Origin of the sequence: Ancylobacter sp. 3268 (genome assembly GCF_031456575.1) — a bacterium.
In the GTDB taxonomy this organism is placed as follows: Bacteria; Pseudomonadota; Alphaproteobacteria; order Rhizobiales; family Xanthobacteraceae; genus Ancylobacter.
In genome coordinates this window covers 96,317-113,641 of sequence record NZ_JAVDUX010000003.1, presented here as the reverse complement: position 1 = coordinate 113,641, position 17,325 = coordinate 96,317, and the positions used below count along the sequence as shown (strand labels likewise).

At 67.3% G+C, this 17,325-nt stretch carries 19 protein-coding genes; 9 read left to right on the top strand and 10 right to left on the bottom strand.

What is annotated here, in order from left to right:
• Nucleotides 1-59 precede the first annotated feature (59 nt).
• From J2X65_RS04975 to J2X65_RS04965, 3 genes are all read right to left on the bottom strand, one after another.
• Nucleotides 60-542 carry a BA14K family protein gene (locus J2X65_RS04975; protein ID WP_310198870.1) on the bottom strand — a complete coding sequence of 161 codons (483 nt, stop codon included), beginning with the start codon at nt 540-542 and terminating at the stop codon, nt 60-62.
• Between the two features lie 230 nt (nt 543-772).
• Nucleotides 773-1,786 carry an amino acid ABC transporter substrate-binding protein gene (locus J2X65_RS04970; RefSeq protein ID WP_310198868.1) on the bottom strand — a complete coding sequence of 338 codons (1,014 nt, stop codon included), beginning with the start codon at nt 1,784-1,786 and terminating at the stop codon, nt 773-775.
• Between the two features lie 35 nt (nt 1,787-1,821).
• Nucleotides 1,822-2,445 (bottom strand): L,D-transpeptidase, encoded by a 624-nt coding sequence (locus J2X65_RS04965; protein ID WP_310198865.1) that lies wholly within the window; start codon nt 2,443-2,445, stop codon nt 1,822-1,824.
• A gap of 271 nt (nt 2,446-2,716) precedes the next feature.
• Here J2X65_RS04965 and J2X65_RS04960 point away from each other — a divergent pair, with 271 nt between their 5' ends.
• Nucleotides 2,717-2,938 carry a cysteine rich repeat-containing protein gene (locus tag J2X65_RS04960; RefSeq protein WP_310198861.1) on the top strand — a complete coding sequence of 74 codons (222 nt, stop codon included), beginning with the start codon at nt 2,717-2,719 and terminating at the stop codon, nt 2,936-2,938.
• A 61-nt stretch (nt 2,939-2,999) separates the two neighbouring features.
• Here J2X65_RS04960 and xylA read toward each other — a convergent pair whose 3' ends face one another.
• From xylA to J2X65_RS04945, 3 genes are read right to left on the bottom strand one after another with little or no spacing between them, the layout of a single operon-like run.
• A complete protein-coding gene (gene xylA, locus J2X65_RS04955) occupies nt 3,000-4,325 on the bottom strand; it encodes a xylose isomerase (RefSeq protein ID WP_310198859.1) in 1,326 nt (441 codons plus the stop codon).
• Nucleotides 4,322-5,779: a xylulokinase gene (gene xylB / locus J2X65_RS04950; RefSeq protein WP_310198857.1), complete on the bottom strand. Its 1,458-nt coding sequence runs from the start codon at nt 5,777-5,779 to the stop codon at nt 4,322-4,324. Before xylB ends, xylA begins: the two co-directional genes overlap by 4 nt.
• A gap of 46 nt (nt 5,780-5,825) precedes the next feature.
• Entirely contained in the window at nt 5,826-6,863 is a 1,038-nt protein-coding gene (locus tag J2X65_RS04945; RefSeq protein ID WP_310198855.1) for a LacI family DNA-binding transcriptional regulator, read from the bottom strand.
• Between the two features lie 282 nt (nt 6,864-7,145).
• Between J2X65_RS04945 and xylF the strand changes: the two genes are divergently transcribed.
• From xylF to J2X65_RS04910, 7 genes are all read left to right on the top strand, one after another.
• Nucleotides 7,146-8,186: a D-xylose ABC transporter substrate-binding protein gene (xylF, locus tag J2X65_RS04940; RefSeq protein ID WP_310198851.1), complete on the top strand. Its 1,041-nt coding sequence runs from the start codon at nt 7,146-7,148 to the stop codon at nt 8,184-8,186.
• A 73-nt stretch (nt 8,187-8,259) separates the two neighbouring features.
• Complete coding sequence (locus tag J2X65_RS04935) at nt 8,260-9,585, top strand: sugar ABC transporter permease (RefSeq protein WP_310198848.1); 1,326 nt, start codon at nt 8,260-8,262, stop codon at nt 9,583-9,585.
• Between the two features lie 14 nt (nt 9,586-9,599).
• Nucleotides 9,600-10,400: an ATP-binding cassette domain-containing protein gene (locus J2X65_RS04930; RefSeq protein WP_310198846.1), complete on the top strand. Its 801-nt coding sequence runs from the start codon at nt 9,600-9,602 to the stop codon at nt 10,398-10,400.
• A 178-nt stretch (nt 10,401-10,578) separates the two neighbouring features.
• Complete coding sequence (locus J2X65_RS04925) at nt 10,579-10,998, top strand: hypothetical protein (protein ID WP_310198843.1); 420 nt, start codon at nt 10,579-10,581, stop codon at nt 10,996-10,998.
• A gap of 73 nt (nt 10,999-11,071) precedes the next feature.
• Nucleotides 11,072-11,629: a copper chaperone PCu(A)C gene (locus J2X65_RS04920; RefSeq protein ID WP_310198840.1), complete on the top strand. Its 558-nt coding sequence runs from the start codon at nt 11,072-11,074 to the stop codon at nt 11,627-11,629.
• A gap of 166 nt (nt 11,630-11,795) precedes the next feature.
• Nucleotides 11,796-13,163, top strand: a complete 1,368-nt coding sequence (locus tag J2X65_RS04915) for a PepSY domain-containing protein (RefSeq protein WP_310198836.1) — start codon at nt 11,796-11,798, stop codon at nt 13,161-13,163.
• Between the two features lie 82 nt (nt 13,164-13,245).
• Nucleotides 13,246-13,725 (top strand): LysR family transcriptional regulator, encoded by a 480-nt coding sequence (locus tag J2X65_RS04910; RefSeq protein WP_310198834.1) that lies wholly within the window; start codon nt 13,246-13,248, stop codon nt 13,723-13,725.
• Here J2X65_RS04910 and modC read toward each other — a convergent pair.
• The 4 genes from modC to J2X65_RS04890 all read right to left on the bottom strand — a co-directional run bounded on the left by modC (nt 13,697) and on the right by J2X65_RS04890 (nt 16,913).
• Nucleotides 13,697-14,809, bottom strand: a complete 1,113-nt coding sequence (modC, locus tag J2X65_RS04905) for a molybdenum ABC transporter ATP-binding protein (protein ID WP_310198831.1) — start codon at nt 14,807-14,809, stop codon at nt 13,697-13,699. The genes J2X65_RS04910 and modC overlap by 29 nt on opposite strands.
• Complete coding sequence (gene modB, locus J2X65_RS04900) at nt 14,806-15,495, bottom strand: molybdate ABC transporter permease subunit (RefSeq protein ID WP_310198828.1); 690 nt, start codon at nt 15,493-15,495, stop codon at nt 14,806-14,808. Before modB ends, modC begins: the two co-directional genes overlap by 4 nt.
• A 39-nt stretch (nt 15,496-15,534) precedes the next feature.
• The gene (gene modA, locus J2X65_RS04895; RefSeq protein ID WP_310198826.1) at nt 15,535-16,335 is read right to left on the bottom strand and encodes a molybdate ABC transporter substrate-binding protein; all 801 of its coding nucleotides are present in this window, start codon (nt 16,333-16,335) and stop codon (nt 15,535-15,537) included.
• 338 nt (nt 16,336-16,673) lie between these two features.
• Nucleotides 16,674-16,913, bottom strand: coding sequence for a hypothetical protein (locus J2X65_RS04890; protein WP_213363787.1), 240 nt, complete (start codon nt 16,911-16,913; stop codon nt 16,674-16,676).
• Nucleotides 16,914-17,106: 193 nt separating this feature from the next.
• On the opposite strand from J2X65_RS04890, the gene J2X65_RS04885 reads away from it, so the two are divergent.
• A complete protein-coding gene (locus J2X65_RS04885; protein ID WP_310198823.1) occupies nt 17,107-17,316 on the top strand; it encodes a hypothetical protein in 210 nt (69 codons plus the stop codon).
• The last annotated feature ends 9 nt before the right edge of the window (nt 17,317-17,325 follow it).

Here is a 17,325-nt window from a genome sequence, read left to right as displayed (position 1 = left end):
GAAAACACGAAAGCCCGGCGCGGAGGCCGGGCTTTCCTTTGGTACGGCAGGACGGCGCGTCAGTAAGGCGAAACACACTGCTGCCGAGGCCCGTTATAGGGCTGGAAGGTGTTGTCCGACGCCCGGTAGGACCGATACTGGCTCGCACACCACTGCACATGCGCGTTGCCGCCGCCGCTATAGCTCGGCTGGGCGGCGATGGCCCCGCCGATCAGCGCACCGGCAGCGAAGGCGCCAGCGGGGAACCACCAGCCATTGTACTGGCGATAGCCCGGCCGGTAATAATTATAGCCGCGATAGCCGTTATAATAGTAATTGCGGCCGCTCTGATAATATCCACGGCGACCATTGTAGTAGCCGCGCGGCCCATTATATCGCGGACCGGGTCCACGGTAGTTGGGCCGTGGACGATACTGCACCTGCTCCACCAGCGGCGTAGCCGATTGAATACCTTGCGGACTCCAAGGAGCCGCCGCGGCCGGAAGCGTGCCAGCGGACACAAGAGCCGCAACGGCGGCGGCCGCGAAGGAAACTTTGTTCATTTCAAGTTTACTCCAGCTATACCATCCATGAGCGTCAAAATAAGTGGAAGCACATGAATGCGACCTGAATGAAATCTGTCGCCGCGTGGTAAACGGCGGAATGCCCGTTGAGTTCCCATTCGCGGCCCGGAAGCCGCCGATGCGGCCCGTTTCCGGGGCGCCGAGCACGCATGAAAAAGGGCCGGCGCGCCTCGCAGCGACACCGGCCCTGTTAATTGAACGAAAAGAGCTCAGCGGATCGGCGGCGCGTACTGGATGCCGCCCTGGCTCCACAGCTGGTTGATGCCGCGCGGAATGCCCAGCTTGGAGCCGGTGCCGACATTGCGCTCGAACACTTCGCCATAATTGCCGACCGCCCTGACGATCCGCACCGACCAATCCTTGGTCAGGCCGAGTTGCTCGCCATAGACGCCGTCGGCACCGACGAAGCGCTTCACGTCCGGCTTCTGCGACTTCAGCGCCTGGTCGAGGGTCTTGCTGCCGATGCCGAGCTCCTCGGCATTGAGCAGGGCATAGAAGCTCCACTTCACCACGTTGAGCCACACATCGTCGCCCTGGCGCACCACCGGGCCGAGCGGCTCCTTGGAGATGACGTCCGGCAGCACGATGCTGTCCGCCGGCTTGGACAGCTTGAGCCGCAGGGCGTAGAGCTGCGACACGTCGGTCGTCAGTACGTCGCACGTGCCGTTGTCATAGGCCTTGACCAGCTCGTCGACGCCAGGCTGCTGGATGAGCTCCAGCTTCATGTTGTTCTGCAGGAAATAATCCTGCGCATTGAGCGCGCTGGTGGTGCCGGCCTGGGTGCACACCTTGGAGCCGTCGAGTTCCAGCGCACTGGTCTTGTTCTTGGCGGCGGGCACCATGAAGCCCTGGCCGTCATAGTAGGACACGGCGGCGAACAGCAGCTTCAGCCCGGCCTCCCGCGCCATCGTCCAGGTGGAATTGCGGACGAGCACGTCGACATCGCCCTTTGTAAGGGCGGGAAAGCGCGCTTCCGCCGACAGCGGCACATACTCCACCTTTGCCGGGTCGTCGAAGATGGCGGCAGCGATGCCCTTGCACAGATCGACGTCGAAGCCGCTCCAGCTGCCATCGGCGCCCTTCGCGGAGAAACCGTCGAGCCCCTGGTTGACGCCGCATTTGAGCGTGCCGCGCGCCTTCACGTCGGCGAGCGTGTCGGCCTGGGCGATGCCGGCCGTGAACAGGACGCCGGCAGCCGCCAGCGCCATTCCCAGATGTTTCATGCCTTCCCCCTGCGGCTCCTGCCGCATGTCGCCTATCAGAGCGCCGGCGTCTGCCGGATGATGACCTTGGTGCCGACCGGCACGCGGCTGTAGAGATCCGCCACGTCGCTGTTCACCAGCCGGAAGCACCCCGACGACACGGCATAGCCGATGGTCTGCGGCTGATTGGTGCCGTGGATGCGGTAGACGGTCTGGCCGAGATACAGCGCGGCCGCGCCCATCGGATTGCCGGGGCCTCCGGCCATGAACCGCGGCAGATAGGGCTGGCGCTGGATCATCTCCGCCGGCGGCGTCCAATCCGGCCACTCGGCCTTGCGGGAGACCTTCTGCAGGCCGGACCACTGGAAGCCGTCGCGGCCGACGCCGATGCCGTAGCGCATCGCCCGGTTGTCGCCGAGCACCAGATAGAGGAACCGCTCATCGGTATGGATGATGATGGTTCCCGGCGGCTCGTTGGTGCGGAAATAGACCGGCTGCCGGCGGAACGTCGGATCGAGCTGTTCCTCGTCCGGCGACGGCACGCGCCCTGGCTCCTCCTGCACGTCCAAAAGCATGCTGTTGAGACCCGCGGGCGGACGCGCCTGCGCCTGCGCGTCGCTGATGGCTCCACCGGACAGGGCGGCGGCAACGGCCACCGCGCCCAGAATGCTCCAACGCATACCAAGTCCCCTCCTCAGATCGCCACATCCTCGCATTTCGGGATGTTGGCACGAGTCACGGTCGCTTCCCCGCCACCGATCGAAGGGATTTATTCACCATAAGTCAATTACGGAACCATTAAGCCCTACACCGAAACGGTATCCGAGCGCAGCAGGAAGCCGCAGATACCTAGCGGCAGGCTCACCGGCATCCGGTCAGAAATCGACATTCGCTCGGCGTGCCGCGCGCGCTAAACAGGCGTGCGTCGGTTCATCAGCTCAAGGAACGCCCATGCGCCCCCAAGCCCTTATACTGGCCCTTTCCGCCGCCACCTTGTTCGCTGTGCCCGGCAAGGCGCAGGAGAACGACCTCGCCAAATACTGCAAGGCGGACATTGAACGCCTGTGCAGCACGGTGGCACCGGGTGGCGGCCGGATCATGAAGTGCCTGAAGTCGCACACCAAGGAAATGTCGGTCGGCTGCGCTCAGGCGCTGCAGAAGATGAAAGGCTGACCGGGCAGCCATCATGCCGGAGAGCGGTGGCGATTTCCGCCGCTCTCCGGCCTCCCTAGCCTTATCGCAGATAGCTGACCGCCAGCGCCTCCAGGCGCTCCTGCCGGCCGGAGCGCGGCTGCGGGTCGAGGTTCTCCGCCTCCACCCGCGCCGCGATGCTGTCGAGCGAGGCGCCCGGGGCCAGCATCGCCTGCGCCGCCGGCGTCTGCCAGCCGGCATAGCGGTCATCGACCGCCTTCTTGAGCGCCCCATCCTCCACCATGTCGGCGGCGATCAGCAGCGCCCGCGCGCAGACATCCATCGCGGCGGAATGGGCGAGGACGAGATCCTCCGGGTCGATCGACTGGCGGCGGATCTTGGCGTCGAAATTGGTGCCGCCGGTGGTGTAGCCGCCCGCCTTCAGGATCTCGTACATGGCGAGGGCGGTGTCCTCGACATTGGTCGGGAACTGGTCGGTGTCCCAGCCGGACTGCGCGTCGCCCTTGTTCATGTCGATGGAGCCGAAGATGCCGAGCGCCGCCGCCATGGCGATCTCGTGCTCGAAGCTGTGGCCGGCGAGCGTGGCGTGGTTGGCCTCGATATTGAGCTTCACTTCCTTCTCGAGGCCGGCCCGGCACAACAGGCCGTACACCGTGCCGACATCGAAATCATACTGGTGCTTGGTCGGCTCCTGCGGCTTCGGCTCGATGAGGATCGTCCCCTTGAAGCCGATCTTGTACTTGTGCTCGACCACAAGGTTGAGGAAGCGGCCCATATGGTCCAGCTCGCTCTTCAGGTCGGTGTTCAGCAGCGTCTCGTAGCCCTCGCGGCCGCCCCACAGCACATAGTTCTCGCCGCCGAGCTCATGCGTGACTTCCAGCACGTTCTTCACCTGGGCCGCGGAATAGGCGAACACGTCCGGGTCCGGATTGGTGGCGGCGCCGGCCATGAAGCGGCGGTTGGAGAACAGGTTCGCCGTGCCCCAGAGCAGCTTCACCTTCGACGTCTCCATCTTCCTGGCGAAGATGTCGGCGATGGCGCGCACATTGGCGTTGGATTCCTTCAGGCTCTTGCCCTCGGGCGCGATGTCGCGGTCGTGGAAGGCAAAGTACGGCACGTCGAGGATGCGGAACAGCTCGAAGGCGACGTTGGCCTTGGCACGGGCGAGCGCCAGCTCGTCGGAACCGTGCATCCACGGGCGCAGGAACGTCTCGCCGCCGAACGGGTCGCCGCCCGGCCAGGTGAAGCTGTGCCAATAGGCGACGGCGAAGCGCAGATGGTCCTCCATGCGCTTGCCGAGCACGACACGATCCTTGTCGTACCAGCGGAAGGCGAAGGGGTTGCGGCTTTCCGGCCCCTCATAGGCGAGCGGCGCGGTCGGCTCGAAGAAACCGGCGGGGGCATTCATGAAGTCACTCCCTTCAAGGCGGGGTACAGCGCGCGGTAGCGGGCATGCTTTTCCGCATAGGCTTGCTGGAGCGCCGGGGTCGGCGCGATGGTCTCGATACGGCGAGGCGGCAGGCAGATGGCGGAAGGGCTCTCTCCCGTCGCCGCCATGCGGGCCAGCCGGGCGGCACCGAAGGCCCCGCCCCGCTCGCCGTCCTCGATGCGGTTGATCGGCAGGCCGAGCACATTGGCGATCACCGCCGTCCAGTAGCGCGAGCGCGAGCCGCCGCCGATGATGTCGGCCTGCTCCAGCGTGGTGCCGGCGGCGTTCAGCGCGTCGAGGCAATCCTTGAACGCGAAGGCGACACCTTCGAGCACGGCCTGGGTGAGCCCGTCGCGCGTGGTCTCGTGGTCGAGCCCGATGAAGGCGCCGCGGATCGCGGTGTCGTTGTGCGGCGTGCGCTCGCCGGAGAGATAGGGTAGGAAGATCGCCCGCGACGGCGCGACCGGCGCGTCGCCGAGCGGCTTAAGGAGGTCGCCGGGCGAGATGCCCTCGTTCTGCGCCCACCAGCCCAGCGCCGAGGCGGCGGAGAGGATCACCCCCATCTGATGCCAGGTGGCGGGAATGGCGTGGCAGAAGGCGTGCACGCTCGATTCCGGGTTAGGCGCGAAGCGGTCGGTGGTCGCCCACAGCACGCCGGAGGTGCCGAGCGAGACGAAGGCGTTGCCGGCATGGATGGCGCCGAGCCCGACCGCGCCGGCGGCGTTGTCGCCCGCTCCGCCAGCCAGCACCGGCGGGCTCGCCATGCCCCACCGGGCGGCGAGATCCGGCGTGATGCGGGCCGCGACCTCACTGCCTTCTACAAGACGCGGCATGTGCGTGCGGTCGAGGCCGGTGGCGGCCAGCGCCGCGTCCGACCAGTCGCGCTTGCCGACGTCCAGCCACAGCGTGCCGGAGGCGTCGGACATCTCCTCCACCATCTCGCCGGTCAGCCGGTAGCCGACATAGGCTTTCGGCAGCAGCACCTTGGCGGTGCGGGCGAAGATGTCGGGCTCGTGCTTGCGCACCCAGAGCAGCTTCGGCGCGGTGAAGCCGGGAAAGGCGAGGTTGCCGGTCACCTGGTGCAAGCGCGGAAAGGCGGCCTCCAGTTCCACGCACTCCGCAGCCGAGCGGCCGTCATTCCACAGGATCGCCGGGCGCAGCACCGCGCCGGCGGCGTCGAGCAGCACCGCGCCATGCATCTGGCCGGAGAGGCCGATGCCTTTCACCGCCGCCAGGTCCGCCGGCCGCGAGGCCTTGAGCTGGTCGAGGCTGGCAAGCGTTGCCTGCCACCAGTCCTCCGGGTTCTGCTCGCTGTGCCCCGGCTGCGGCCTGGACACCGACAGCGGCACCTCGGCGGTGGCCAGCACCGCCTGGTTCTCGTCGACGAGCACCGCCTTGATGGCGGACGTACCTATATCGAGGCCGACAAACATGCCTCACATCCTTTCATTCACCGTGATTCCACACCGCAGCGGCGTATCACGGCAGATTATCCCGCACGAAGATGTCGATGCGGATGCGCTCCTGTTCGTCGAACAGCGGCTCGCCCGAGCAATAGGCCAGCAGCACCCGCGCCGCCGAGCGCGACTGGTGGCCGGCATCCTGATTGATCACCGCATCCATCACCCCGCGCAGCAGGAAGCGGCGGGTGTCGTCGGTAAGGTCGTGGCCGACGAAGACCAGTTCGCCGGCGCGGCCGAAGGCGGCCAGGGCGGCGGCGATGCCGCCATTGCCGGCCCCGACATTGTAAAGCCCGACGAGATCCGGGACCTCGCGCAGCATCTGCTCGACGATCTCCTGCGTCCGGTGGTCCTCGTCGAGACTTTCCTGCACCGGCAGCACTTTCAGCGACGGGTATTCGCCGGACAGCACCTGGGTGAAGCCGAACTGCCGCTCGGCATGGTCGCGCAGGGCCGGCGTGCCGACGATCAGCCCGACCGATCCCTGCCGCCCGCCGGCGAATCGGCCGATCAACGTGCCGGCGGTGCGACCGGCGGCGATGTTGTCGACGCCGACATAGTGGCGGCGATGCGAGGACGGCACGTCGGAAACCAGCGTCACAACCACCATGCCGGCGGCGGTGAGGTCGTCGATCGCCGAGCGCACCCGCGGGTGGTCGAGCGCCACCACCGCGACGCCGTCATAGTGGCCGATCAACCCTTCCAGCGTCGCGGCCAGCGCGTCCGGCGCGAACACGTCGACGCGCAGCAGGTCGATGAAGGCATTGTGGGTCGACAGCCATTCCGCCGTGTTCCCCACCTGCTCGGCGAGCTGGCGCATGAAGACGTTGGTCCCCGACGGCAGCACGAAACAGAAGCGATAGGTCTCGCCGCGCGCCAGCCGCGCCGCGGCGGCATTCGGGCGGTAGCCGAGCCGAGCCACCACGTCCCGCACCCGGCCCGCCGTCGCCTCGCGCACGCCGGCACGGCCATTGAGCACGCGGTCGGCGGTGGCCAGCGACACACCGGCCTCGCGGGCGACGTCCTGAAGGGTTATGCGTGAGGAAACTCTCGACATGGCGAGAAGTTGCCCTCAAAATTTGACGTACGCAACTCATGAATGAGATGTCCACCAATTAGACAAGAGGTGAAGCGCCGTGGTGGAATTGTTCTGTTACGGTGCGATGAAGGCTCGACGAAGGCCTCGAAGCTGTGCAAAGTCGGTACCCGATTGCAGAGGAGGATGAAATCCGTCATCTGGTTTGAGGTTCGAACATCAAGACGAAGAGGCCGCCCCACGGCCCGTCCCTCAACACAAAGCCCTGCATCTGATCACCACGCATCCTTTTGGGAGGAACGCATGAAGTCCAAGCTTACCGTCACCGTGGCGGCCTTCGCGATGCTCATCGCGACCGGCGCTGCCCGCGCCGCCGATACCGTGGTCGGCGTCTCCTGGTCCAACTTCCAGGAAGAGCGCTGGAAGACCGACGAAGCGGCGATCAAGAAGGCGCTCGAAGCCGCCGGCGCCAAGTACATTTCTGCCGATGCCCAGTCCTCGGCCTCCAAGCAGCTCTCCGACGTCGAGGCGCTGATCGCCCAGGGCGCCAATGTGCTGATCATCCTGGCGCAGGATTCCGACGCCATCGCCCCCGCCATTTCCAAGGCGCAGAACGAGGGCATCCCGGTGGTCGGCTATGACCGGCTGATCGAGAACCCCTATGCCTACTACATCACCTTCGACAACAAGGAGGTGGGACGGCTGCAGGCGGCCGAGGTGCAGAAGCTGAAGCCGAAGGGCAACTACCTCTTCATCAAGGGCTCGGCCTCCGATCCGAATGCCGACTTCCTGTTCTCCGGCCAGATAGAAGTGCTGAAGCCGGCCATCGACAAGGGCGACATCAAGAATGTCGGCGAGGCCTATACCGACTCGTGGCTGCCGGCCAACGCCCAGCGCAACACCGAGCAGTTCCTGACCGCCAACAACAACAAGGTCGACGCCGTCGTCGCCTCCAATGACGGCACCGCCGGCGGCGCCGTCGCCGCGCTTGCCGCCCAGGGCCTTGCCGGCTCGGTGCCGGTGTCCGGCCAGGATGCCGACTTCGCGGCGCTGAACCGCATCGCGCTCGGCACCCAGACCGTGTCGGTGTGGAAGGACTCGCGCGAACTCGGCAAGCGTGCCGCGGAGATCGCCCTCGATCTCGCCAAGGGCACCAAGCCCACGGATGTGAAGGGCACCACCACCTTCACCGGCGGCCCGAAGAAGGTGTCGATGAACTCGACCTTCCTGAAGCCGGTCCCGATCACCAAGGACAATCTTGACGTGATCATCGAGGCCGGCTGGGTACCGAAGGCGACCGTGTGCCAGGGCGTGAAGGCTGGCACGGTGAAGGCCTGCAACTGATCGTCATCTAACAATGCGGCGGGGCGCGAACCCCGCCGCCCGCCCATCAACGGGTCGGCCGAGGAGTACGCCCATGAGCCAGTCAACGAGCCCGTCCACCATCGCACCCGCCCCCGCGCGGCCGGCCTCGCCGCCGCAGGGGCCCGCACCGTCGCTGCTCGGCGCGCTGGAGCTCGACGTGCGCTTCCTCGGCATGGTCGGTGCGCTCGCCGTCATCTGGATCGTCTTCGATTTCCTGGCCGACGGCACCTTCCTCACCCCGCGCAATCTCTGGAACCTCTCGGTCCAGACCGCCTCCATCGCGGTGATGTCGACCGGCATGGTGCTGGTCATCGTGATGCGCCACATCGACCTGTCGGTCGGCTCGATCCTCGGCGTCACCGGCATGATCATGGCGGTGTTCCAGGCCAGCACGCTGATGCCGGCCTTCGGCTTCAACCATCCCGCCGTTGCGGTGCTCACCCTGGTCGCCGGCATCGGCATCGGTGCGTTGATCGGCGCCCTGCACGGCTTCGTCATCGCCTATCTCGGCGTGCCCGCCTTCATCGTCACGCTGGGCGGCCTCCTGGTGTGGCGCGGCGCCGCCTGGGCGGTGGCGCAGGGCAAGACCATTCCGCTGGTCGACGACCATTTCAAGCTGCTGGGCGGTGGCGCCGACGGTTCGATCGGCGCGTTCTGGAGCTGGGTTGTGGCGGCGATGGCCTGCGCGGTCATCCTGCTCGCCACCCTGCAGGCGCGCCGCCAGCGCCAGCGCTTCCGCTTTCCGCTGAAGCCGGTCTGGGCCGAATTCGTCACCGCCGGCGTCGGCTGCCTCGCGGTGGTGGCCGCTACGCTGGTGGTCAATGCCTACACGCTGCCCGCCGCATTGGCCCGCCGCTATGCCGAGGCCAACGGCCTTGAAGTGCCGCCGGAGGGTCTCGCCATCTCCTTCGGCTTCGCGGTGCCGGTCCTGGTGGCGCTCGCCATCGGCGTCATCATGACCTTCGTCACCACCCGTACCCGTTTCGGCCGCTACGTCTTCGCCATCGGCGGCAATCCGGAGGCCGCCGAGCTCGCCGGCATCAATACAAAGCGGGTGACGCTGATGGTGTTCGCCCTGATGGGCGGCCTCGCCGCCATCGGCGCCGCCATCTCCACCGCCCGCCTCAACTCGGCGACCAACGCCCAGGGCACGCTCGACGAGCTCTATGTCATCGCCGCGGCGGTGATCGGCGGTACCTCCCTCGCGGGTGGCGCGGGCACCGTGGCCGGCGCCATGCTCGGCGCCCTGGTCATGCAGAGCCTGCAATCGGGCATGGTGCTGATGAGGGTCGACACGCCCTACCAGAACATCGTGGTCGGCATCGTGCTGGTCTTCGCAGTGTGGGTGGATACGCTCTACCGCAAGCGCTTCAAGTGAGAGGAGGCGACATCATGGCAACCCAAGGCTCTACCCCCCTCGCCGGCTCGCCCCCTCTCGTCGACATGCGCGACATCTCGATCTCCTTCGGCGGCATCCGCGCCGTCGACGGGGTGAATGTCGACCTCCATCCCGGCGAGGTGGTCGGCCTGCTCGGCCATAACGGCGCCGGCAAGTCGACGCTGATCAAGATCCTCGCCGGCGCCTATCGCCCGGATTCCGGCGAGATCCGCATCAACGGCGAAAAGGCCGACATCGCCAACCCGCGCGATGCCAAGCGCTACGGCATCGAAACGATCTACCAGACCCTCGCGCTGGCGGACAATGTGGACGCCGCCGCCAATTTGTTCCTCGGCCGCGAGATCATGACGCCGTGGGGCACATTGGACGACGTCGCCATGGAAGCGGCGGCGCGCGAGGTGATGGGCCGGCTCAACCCGAACTTCCGCAAGTTCAAGGAGCCGGTGCGCGGCCTCTCCGGCGGCCAGCGCCAGTCGGTGGCCATCGCGCGCGCCATCCACTTCAACGCCAAGATCCTGATCATGGACGAGCCGACCGCCGCGCTCGGCCCGCAGGAGACGGCACAGGTGGCCGAGCTGATCAAGCAGCTCAAGGCCGAGGGCATCGGCATCTTCCTGATCAGCCACGACATCCACGACGTGTTCGACCTCGCCGACCGCGTCAGCGTGATGAAGAACGGCAAGCTGGTCGGCACCGCCAAGACCTCGGATGTCACCAAGGACGAGGTGCTGGGCATGATCATCATGGGCAAGAGCCCGCCCGGCGCCATTGCCGGCCCCGGCGCGGTGCACTAGCGCGACGCATGATGCCGAGGGAGCGGCGGGCAAACCGCCCTCCAATCGTCGAATTTCGGAAGATTTTCCTCGCCGACGGGCGATATCGTCCGGCGGGGAACGCTCCTGCCCCGTGGCGGCATCCGGTCGCTTGGTCACCCGTCTTGGGGTGTGCTAGGTCCAAGATCTGGAGCCATCCATGGAACGTTCCATGGGGCGAGGCAGCGCGACGGACGGCATGAGCAACCGCGCACCACAGATGAGCCTGATGGCGGCGGCGATCCTCGCCGCCTATCTGCTCGTCCTGCAGACGGTGCTGGGCGGCCTGGCCATGGGCGCCCATGCCGGAATGGGCGTGGCGCTCGGCCCGGCCGGCGAGGTCATCTGCCTCAACGCCACGACGCCGGACGGCCAGCAGGACAGCGCCGGCCACCTGCCCGATTGCTGCACCGCCAATTGCCGCATCGGCGCGCTGGCCTCGCTGCCGCCGCCGGAACTGGCGCCGATACCCGCGCCGCTCGCCCTGCCGGCCATCACGCTCGCCGGCCCGCGGGTGGACGCCCCTTCCACCGGCACCGCGCATCTTCCGCACAACGCTCGCGCCCCTCCCGTGGCCTGACGCAGATCCTGCCTTTCCGCATCTGTCGTCATTCGGACGGCCGCCTTCCGGCGCCGTTCCACGGGAATTCAACATGTCCGCCTTTTTCAACAGTTTCCGCGATACCAGCCAACGCCTCGCCTTCTCTCTGCTCGCGCTGGCGCTGCTGCTCTTCGCCTTCGATGCCGCTCATGCGCATGGCTTCAAGCTCGGCGCGCTGGAGATCGGCCATCCCTGGGCGCGGATGACGCCGCCCGGCGCCAAGGTCGGCGGCGCCTATCTCTCCATCGAGAACACCGGCAGCACGCCGGACCGACTGGTGTCGGTGACCGTCGCCGCCGATATCGCCGGGCGCGCCGAGATCCACGAGATGAGCGTCAGCGACGGGGTGATGAAGATGCAGATGCTGCCCGACGGTATCCCAATCCCTGCCGGCGGCACGGTGGCGCTGGCGCCGGGCGGCTATCACCTGATGCTGCAGGACCTCAGGCAGCCATTGAAGGAAGGAGCCAGCTTCAAGGGCACCCTCACCTTCGAGAAGGCCGGCACGGTGGCGGTCGAGTTCAAGGTCGAGGGCATGGCCGGGCCGAAAGGCGCCGCCGGCACGCCGGCGGCCGACCCGCATGCCGGCCACGGCACGCCGTCGAACTGAACCTGGGCCACTCGCGCCGGCCGGATGAGCGCCGGCACGAGACAGCTCCCGTCCTTCCCATCGGCTGACGCCTCTGCGCGAACCACCCCACCGACGCCCCGGCCTGTGTCCGGGCGCCGCGGGGCGTTGCGCGCCGCGTGTCGGCTTTTTTTCCGGATGTGATCCGATGAACGCCACTCCCGTGTCCAACGAAGCGCCCTCCAACGAGGCGGGCGCGCTCAATCTTTACCGTGCCGTCTGGCGCTGGCATTTCTATGCCGGCCTGCTGGTGCTGCCCTTCCTCGTTCTGCTCGCCGTGACCGGCGGCGCCTTTCTGTTTCACAATGAGATCGATGCTCTCTGGCACCACGACCTCAAGCAGGTCGAGCCGCGCGCCACCGCTCCGCTGCCCCCGAGCCGGCTGATCGACGCCGCGCTGGCCGCTCGCCCAGGTGTGGCGCTCAAGATCGTCACCCCCACCACCCCGGATAGCTCCGCCGAAATCGTGGTGAAGACGGCCGATGGCGCCCGCCGCTCGGTCTATGTCGATCCCTATGACGGGCGGGTACTGGGAGAGCTCGCCGACAAGGGCACGATCATGTGGCTCTTCCGCCGCCTGCACAGCCTCGCCGAGTTCGGGCCGGTCGCCAACGGCGTCATCGAAATCGTCGGCGGCTGGTCGATCCTGCTGGTCGGCACCGGTTTCTATCTGTGGTGGCCGCGCAAGCAGACCGGCGGCGTCCTATCCGTGCGCGGCACCCCGAAGCGGCGGGTGTTCTGGCGCGATCTGCACGCCGTCACCGGAGCTTTTGCCGGCCTCGCCATCGCCGTCATGGCGCTGTCCGGCATGCCCTGGTCGATCCTGTGGGGTGCCAAGGTCAATGAATGGGCCAACAGCGCCAATTACGGCTATCCCGCCGGCGTCTACGACAATGTGCCGATGTCGGACGAGCACCTGTCCCACGCCACCGGGCCGACGCCGTGGTCGCTGGAACAGGCGAAGATGCCGCTGTCCGCGGAGCCGGCCGGCACCTCGATCGGCATCGACCGCGCCGCGGCCATCGTCGAGGCCATGGGCGTATCGCCCGGCTATGCGCTCAGCCTGCCGGGCTCTGCCACCGGCGTCTACTCCGCCACCGTCTACCCGGACGACCTGTCGAAGCAGCGCGTCGTGCACCTCGACCAGTACACCGGCACACCGCTGATCGACATGAGCTATGCCGATTACGGCCCGGCCGCCAAGGCGATGGAATGGGGGATCAACGTGCATATGGGCCAGGAATACGGCCTCGCCAACCAGCTGGTGTTGCTCGCCATATGCCTCGCCATCGTACTGATGTCGGTCGCGGCGGGGGTCATGTGGTGGAAGCGGCGTCCGGCCGGCGCGCTCGGCATCCCGCCCGCACCGGCCGATCCACGGGCGATGCGCGGCCTTCTCGCCATCATGGCCGTGGTCGGCGTGCTCTTCCCGCTGGTGGGTGCCTCGATGCTGGCGATGCTCGCGCTCGACGTCGCCTTCACGCGCCGGCCACGATCCAGCCGCGCGACGGCCTGAGCGCTCGAACGGGGCGCTTTCGGCCCGGCGCCCCTTCGCCTAGGATCGCGAAACAGGGGCGCCGGCACCATCACGGACAGGCATGAGCAACCGCCGCGACCACGATCCAGAAGATGGCGACGCCGCGCGGCCGCGCGACGGGCTGTTCATCCGTGTGTATTTCGGCGATGGCCGCCATCTCGGCCCCGGCATGATCGAGCTTCTGGAGACCATCCGCGCCGAGCGCTCCATCCTCTCGGCCGCCAGGAAGATAGGCATGAGCTATCGACGCGCCTGGCTGCTGGTCGAGGCGCTCGATACGTCCTATGGCCAGCGTGTTGTGGTCACCCATCCCGGACGGCGCGGCCATGGCACCGACCTCACCGCCTTCGGCGAGCGGCTGATCGCGCTCTACCGCAGCATCGAAGCCAAGAGCGCCGCTGCGGCCGCCACCGAGATCGCCGAGTTGCGCGCCGCCTTGGCGCCAAAGCCGGCGGATGGCAGGGAAAAGCCGGCCTCGATCGCTTCCGGCAAGGCGAAACGGTCGGCGAAGGCTAGGACGACGGCCCCAGCGGGGTCGTGAAGTCCGGGCTGCGGCTATCCACCGCCACCGATTTGATCATCGCCCACACCGCGCGCCCCGGCGTCAGGCCCAGCCGCTCGACGCTCTCGCGGGTGACGCTGGCGGCGAACCGGCTCGCCCCGGCGACCAGCGCCACATCGGCATAGGGGCCCTCGCCCGGCGTGATCGCCTCGACCATCGCCGGCAGCAGGTTGGTTACCGACACGTCCACCGGCTTGGCCAGCGCGATGGCGACATCGCGCGCCCGCACCCGCGCCCGCACCCCTCCGCCGAGCCGCGCCTCAACGCGCGGTACCCGGAGTTCTCCGCCGGGAAAGGCCAGCGTCGACAAGGCATAATCCTCGTCATGCCGCGTCACCGTGCAGTCGAGCACCGTGCCGAGGTCGAAGCGCCCGACCACCGGCAATATGTCCGCCCGCGACATGACCTCCGCTACCGGCCCCTCGGCGACCTGGCGGCCATCCTTGAGCGCCACCACCCGGTCGGAGAGTCGCAGCACCTCCTCGATGGAATGGCTGACATAGAGGATCGGCAGCCTCATCTCGTCGCGAAGACGTTCCAGATAGGGCAGGATCTCCGCCTTGCGCGCGGCATCGAGCGCTGCGAGCGGCTCGTCCATCAACAGCAGCCGCGGCTGCGCCAGCAGCGCCCGCCCGATGGCGACGCGCTGCTTCTCGCCGCCGGACAGCGTATGCGGCCGCCGCCGCAGCAGATGGCCGATGCCGAGCAGGTCCACCACGGCGTCGAAGCCGATGCCGGCATCGGCGCCGCGTGAACGCCGCTGGCCATAGCGCAGATTGCGCTCCACCGACATGTGGGGGAACAGCCGCGCATCCTGGAACACATAGCCGGCGCGGCGGCGCTCGATCGGCACGTCGATGCCGCCAGCCGAATCGAAATAGGTCTCGCCATCGACGAGGATGCGCCCCTTGTCCGGCCGCACCACCCCGGCCAATGCCTGGATGATGGTGGTCTTGCCGGCACCGGAGGGGCCGAACAATGCGGTCACCCCCGCTCCCGGCGCGGTGAAGTGCGCCGCGAGAGAAAAACCCGGGCGCGCCAGCTGGATGGCGACCTCGATCATGCGCGGCCGATCAATGTGCGGATCCGCCGGTCGGCCAGGCCGGCAAGCAGCAAGGAGGCCAGCGCCAGCACGATCGACACCGCCGTGAGCCGCAGCGCCATCGCATCGCCGTCGGGCATGTGGGTTGCGCTGTAGATGGCGAGCGGAATGGTGCGCGTCTGTCCCTCGACATTGGAGACGAAGGTGATGGTGGCGCCGAACTCGCCGAGCGCCGAGGAGATGGCGAGCAGCGCGCCGGAGAGGATACCGGGCAGCATCAGCGGCAGGGTAATGGTGAAGAAGACGTCGAGCCGGCTCGCCCCCAGCGTGCGGGCCGCGGTCTCCAGCCCGCGATCCACCGCCTCCAGCGCCAGGCGGATGGCGTTGACGGTGAGAGGGAAGCTGATCACTGCCGCCGCCACGACGGCGCCGGCGGTGGTGAAGATCAGCCGGATGTTGAACCATTCGGCGAGATACTGGCCGAGATAGCCGCGCGCCCCGAGGGTGATGAGCAGCAGATAGCCCACCACCACCTTGGGCAGCACCAGCGGCAGATAGACGAGGCCATCGAACAGGCTCTTGCCGGGAAAATCGAGCCGCGCCAGCACGAAGGCGGTGGCCAGCGCGAAAGGCAGGCTCCAGAAGGTCGCCCAGAACGCGACCTTCAGGCTCAGATACACCGCCGTCCATTCCTCAGGCGTCAGCATGGGCTTCCCCGGAGCGGCACGCTTTGACCGCCGCTTCCGTCAATGCACCACGAAGCCGTATTTGGCGTAAACCGCCTTGGCTTCCGGACCGACGAGGAAATCGAACACCGCCTTGGTCTCCGGCGTGTCCTGCCCCTTGACGATCTCGTAGGGATATTCGACCGGCGGGTGGCTGACCGCCGGGAAGGTGGCGACGACCTTCACATTCCTGGCGATGGCGGCATCGGTGGAATAGACGATGCCGGCGGCCGCCTCGCCGCGCTCCACCAGCGCCAGCGCCGCGCGCACGCTTTCGGCGCCGACCACGCGCGCCTTCACCTTGTCCCACTGGCCGAGATTGGTCAGCGCGGTCTTGGCATAGACGCCGATCGGCACCGAGTCGGTAAGGCCGGTGGCGAGCTTGCCATCGGCGCCGAGGAAGGCCAGCCAGTCGAAGCTCTTGTCGATCGTGACGTCCTTGGCGGTATCGGCCGGCATGATCAGCACGAGGCTGTTGCCGATCGGCGTCACCCGCGTCGCCTTCAAGGTGAGGTCCTTGCCCTCGGCATAGTCCATCCACTTGGTGTCGGCGGAAATGAAGATGCCGGCCGGCGCGCCGGCTTCCAGCTGCTTGGCCAGCGCCGAGGAGGCGGCGAAGGAGAACACCACATCCTTGCCGGTCTTCTCCTTGTAGAGCTTGCCGATGTCCAGCAGCGCATTGGTCATGCTGGCGGCGGCGAACACCGTCGTCTGCGCCCGCGCCTCCGAGACCGTGGCGGCAAGGTTGACAAGCAGCGCAACGGCAATGGTGGCGGCCAGCTTTATGACCGGCCGGAACAGGGGGGCGGAGGCATGGAACATAGGACGTCTCCCGCGATCATATATTCGTCCATATACATGATTGGAGGGATGACGCCAGTACCGAAGCGGTGAAGACATGCCGCGGCGCCCGCCGTCCCGCGGTGCAGGCGCGTCGACAGCGCGAGTCGAAGAAGGGCTGACCGGATATCGCCAGCCGCCGACCAGCCGGGCGCGGCGCGACCACCGGAAGGTCGTCGCATCCCCGGTCCCCTACCGCCCGCGCAACCCCGTACTGGCCACCGGGCGACCGCCATGGCGCCGCCACCTTCGCCCGCAGCGACACGGAAAGGCCATGCCGCTCGGCTCAGGTGCAGAGGCCGCGGCAATACCGCAAATTGTCAGTCGATCATCCCGGTACGGCGGGCCACCTCGGCAGCGACCCGCTCGGCCTCGGCGACGAGGTTCCACGCCGCCACCTGGTCGCTTTTGCCGAACAGGATGGACGGCCCCTGCGAGACGATGCGCCGGCCGCAGCCGTCATCCACCAGCGAGAACTCGTAAATATGGTGCGCCACACGGTGCATCACCCGCACCGTGGACGGCGAGAGTGTGACGATGTCGAACTCGGCCTGCAGCATCACGTTCTCCTCCCCATACGTCCCGCCGCCGGAGAAATGGCGGGAACCCGGCCGCTTGTGCGGCTCGCCCAATCATTCCCCGGCAGTGGGCATGGCCGCCCGCCGGGTCGTGGAACTGGAACTTTCGTCTATCACGAACGTTGCGACAATGAAAAAATTCATCACGTAACGTAACATGACACCGGAGAGTGGCATGAACCGTACGACAACGCTGATCGCCGCCGCCGTTCTCTTGGTCGTGGCCCTTTATGCGGCGGTGCATTTTTCCGGGCGCACCACTCCACAGCCGACTGAAGCGCCGACGCCACCGGTTACAGACAGTGCTCCGGCTCCCGCCGCTCCGGCTCCCGCCGCTCCTGCTCCCGCGACGCCGACGACGCCCGCCAACCCGCCGCCGCCGTGATCGGCCGCG

What these genes read in the sequence shown, in the direction of transcription:
- J2X65_RS04975 (WP_310198870.1), bottom strand. Translation starts at nt 542, where the DNA reads ATGAACAAAGTTTCCTTCGCGGCCGCCGCCGTTGCGGCTCTTGTGTCC.
- J2X65_RS04970 (WP_310198868.1), bottom strand. Translation starts at nt 1,786, where the DNA reads ATGAAACATCTGGGAATGGCGCTGGCGGCTGCCGGCGTCCTGTTCACG.
- J2X65_RS04965 (WP_310198865.1), bottom strand. Translation starts at nt 2,445, where the DNA reads ATGCGTTGGAGCATTCTGGGCGCGGTGGCCGTTGCCGCCGCCCTGTCC.
- J2X65_RS04960 (WP_310198861.1), top strand. Translation starts at nt 2,717, where the DNA reads ATGCGCCCCCAAGCCCTTATACTGGCCCTTTCCGCCGCCACCTTGTTC.
- xylA (WP_310198859.1), bottom strand. Translation starts at nt 4,325, where the DNA reads ATGAATGCCCCCGCCGGTTTCTTCGAGCCGACCGCGCCGCTCGCCTAT.
- xylB (WP_310198857.1), bottom strand. Translation starts at nt 5,779, where the DNA reads ATGTTTGTCGGCCTCGATATAGGTACGTCCGCCATCAAGGCGGTGCTC.
- J2X65_RS04945 (WP_310198855.1), bottom strand. Translation starts at nt 6,863, where the DNA reads ATGTCGAGAGTTTCCTCACGCATAACCCTTCAGGACGTCGCCCGCGAG.
- xylF (WP_310198851.1), top strand. Translation starts at nt 7,146, where the DNA reads ATGAAGTCCAAGCTTACCGTCACCGTGGCGGCCTTCGCGATGCTCATC.
- J2X65_RS04935 (WP_310198848.1), top strand. Translation starts at nt 8,260, where the DNA reads ATGAGCCAGTCAACGAGCCCGTCCACCATCGCACCCGCCCCCGCGCGG.
- J2X65_RS04930 (WP_310198846.1), top strand. Translation starts at nt 9,600, where the DNA reads ATGGCAACCCAAGGCTCTACCCCCCTCGCCGGCTCGCCCCCTCTCGTC.
- J2X65_RS04925 (WP_310198843.1), top strand. Translation starts at nt 10,579, where the DNA reads ATGGAACGTTCCATGGGGCGAGGCAGCGCGACGGACGGCATGAGCAAC.
- J2X65_RS04920 (WP_310198840.1), top strand. Translation starts at nt 11,072, where the DNA reads ATGTCCGCCTTTTTCAACAGTTTCCGCGATACCAGCCAACGCCTCGCC.
- J2X65_RS04915 (WP_310198836.1), top strand. Translation starts at nt 11,796, where the DNA reads ATGAACGCCACTCCCGTGTCCAACGAAGCGCCCTCCAACGAGGCGGGC.
- J2X65_RS04910 (WP_310198834.1), top strand. Translation starts at nt 13,246, where the DNA reads ATGAGCAACCGCCGCGACCACGATCCAGAAGATGGCGACGCCGCGCGG.
- modC (WP_310198831.1), bottom strand. Translation starts at nt 14,809, where the DNA reads ATGATCGAGGTCGCCATCCAGCTGGCGCGCCCGGGTTTTTCTCTCGCG.
- modB (WP_310198828.1), bottom strand. Translation starts at nt 15,495, where the DNA reads ATGCTGACGCCTGAGGAATGGACGGCGGTGTATCTGAGCCTGAAGGTC.
- modA (WP_310198826.1), bottom strand. Translation starts at nt 16,335, where the DNA reads ATGTTCCATGCCTCCGCCCCCCTGTTCCGGCCGGTCATAAAGCTGGCC.
- J2X65_RS04890 (WP_213363787.1), bottom strand. Translation starts at nt 16,913, where the DNA reads ATGCTGCAGGCCGAGTTCGACATCGTCACACTCTCGCCGTCCACGGTG.
- J2X65_RS04885 (WP_310198823.1), top strand. Translation starts at nt 17,107, where the DNA reads ATGAACCGTACGACAACGCTGATCGCCGCCGCCGTTCTCTTGGTCGTG.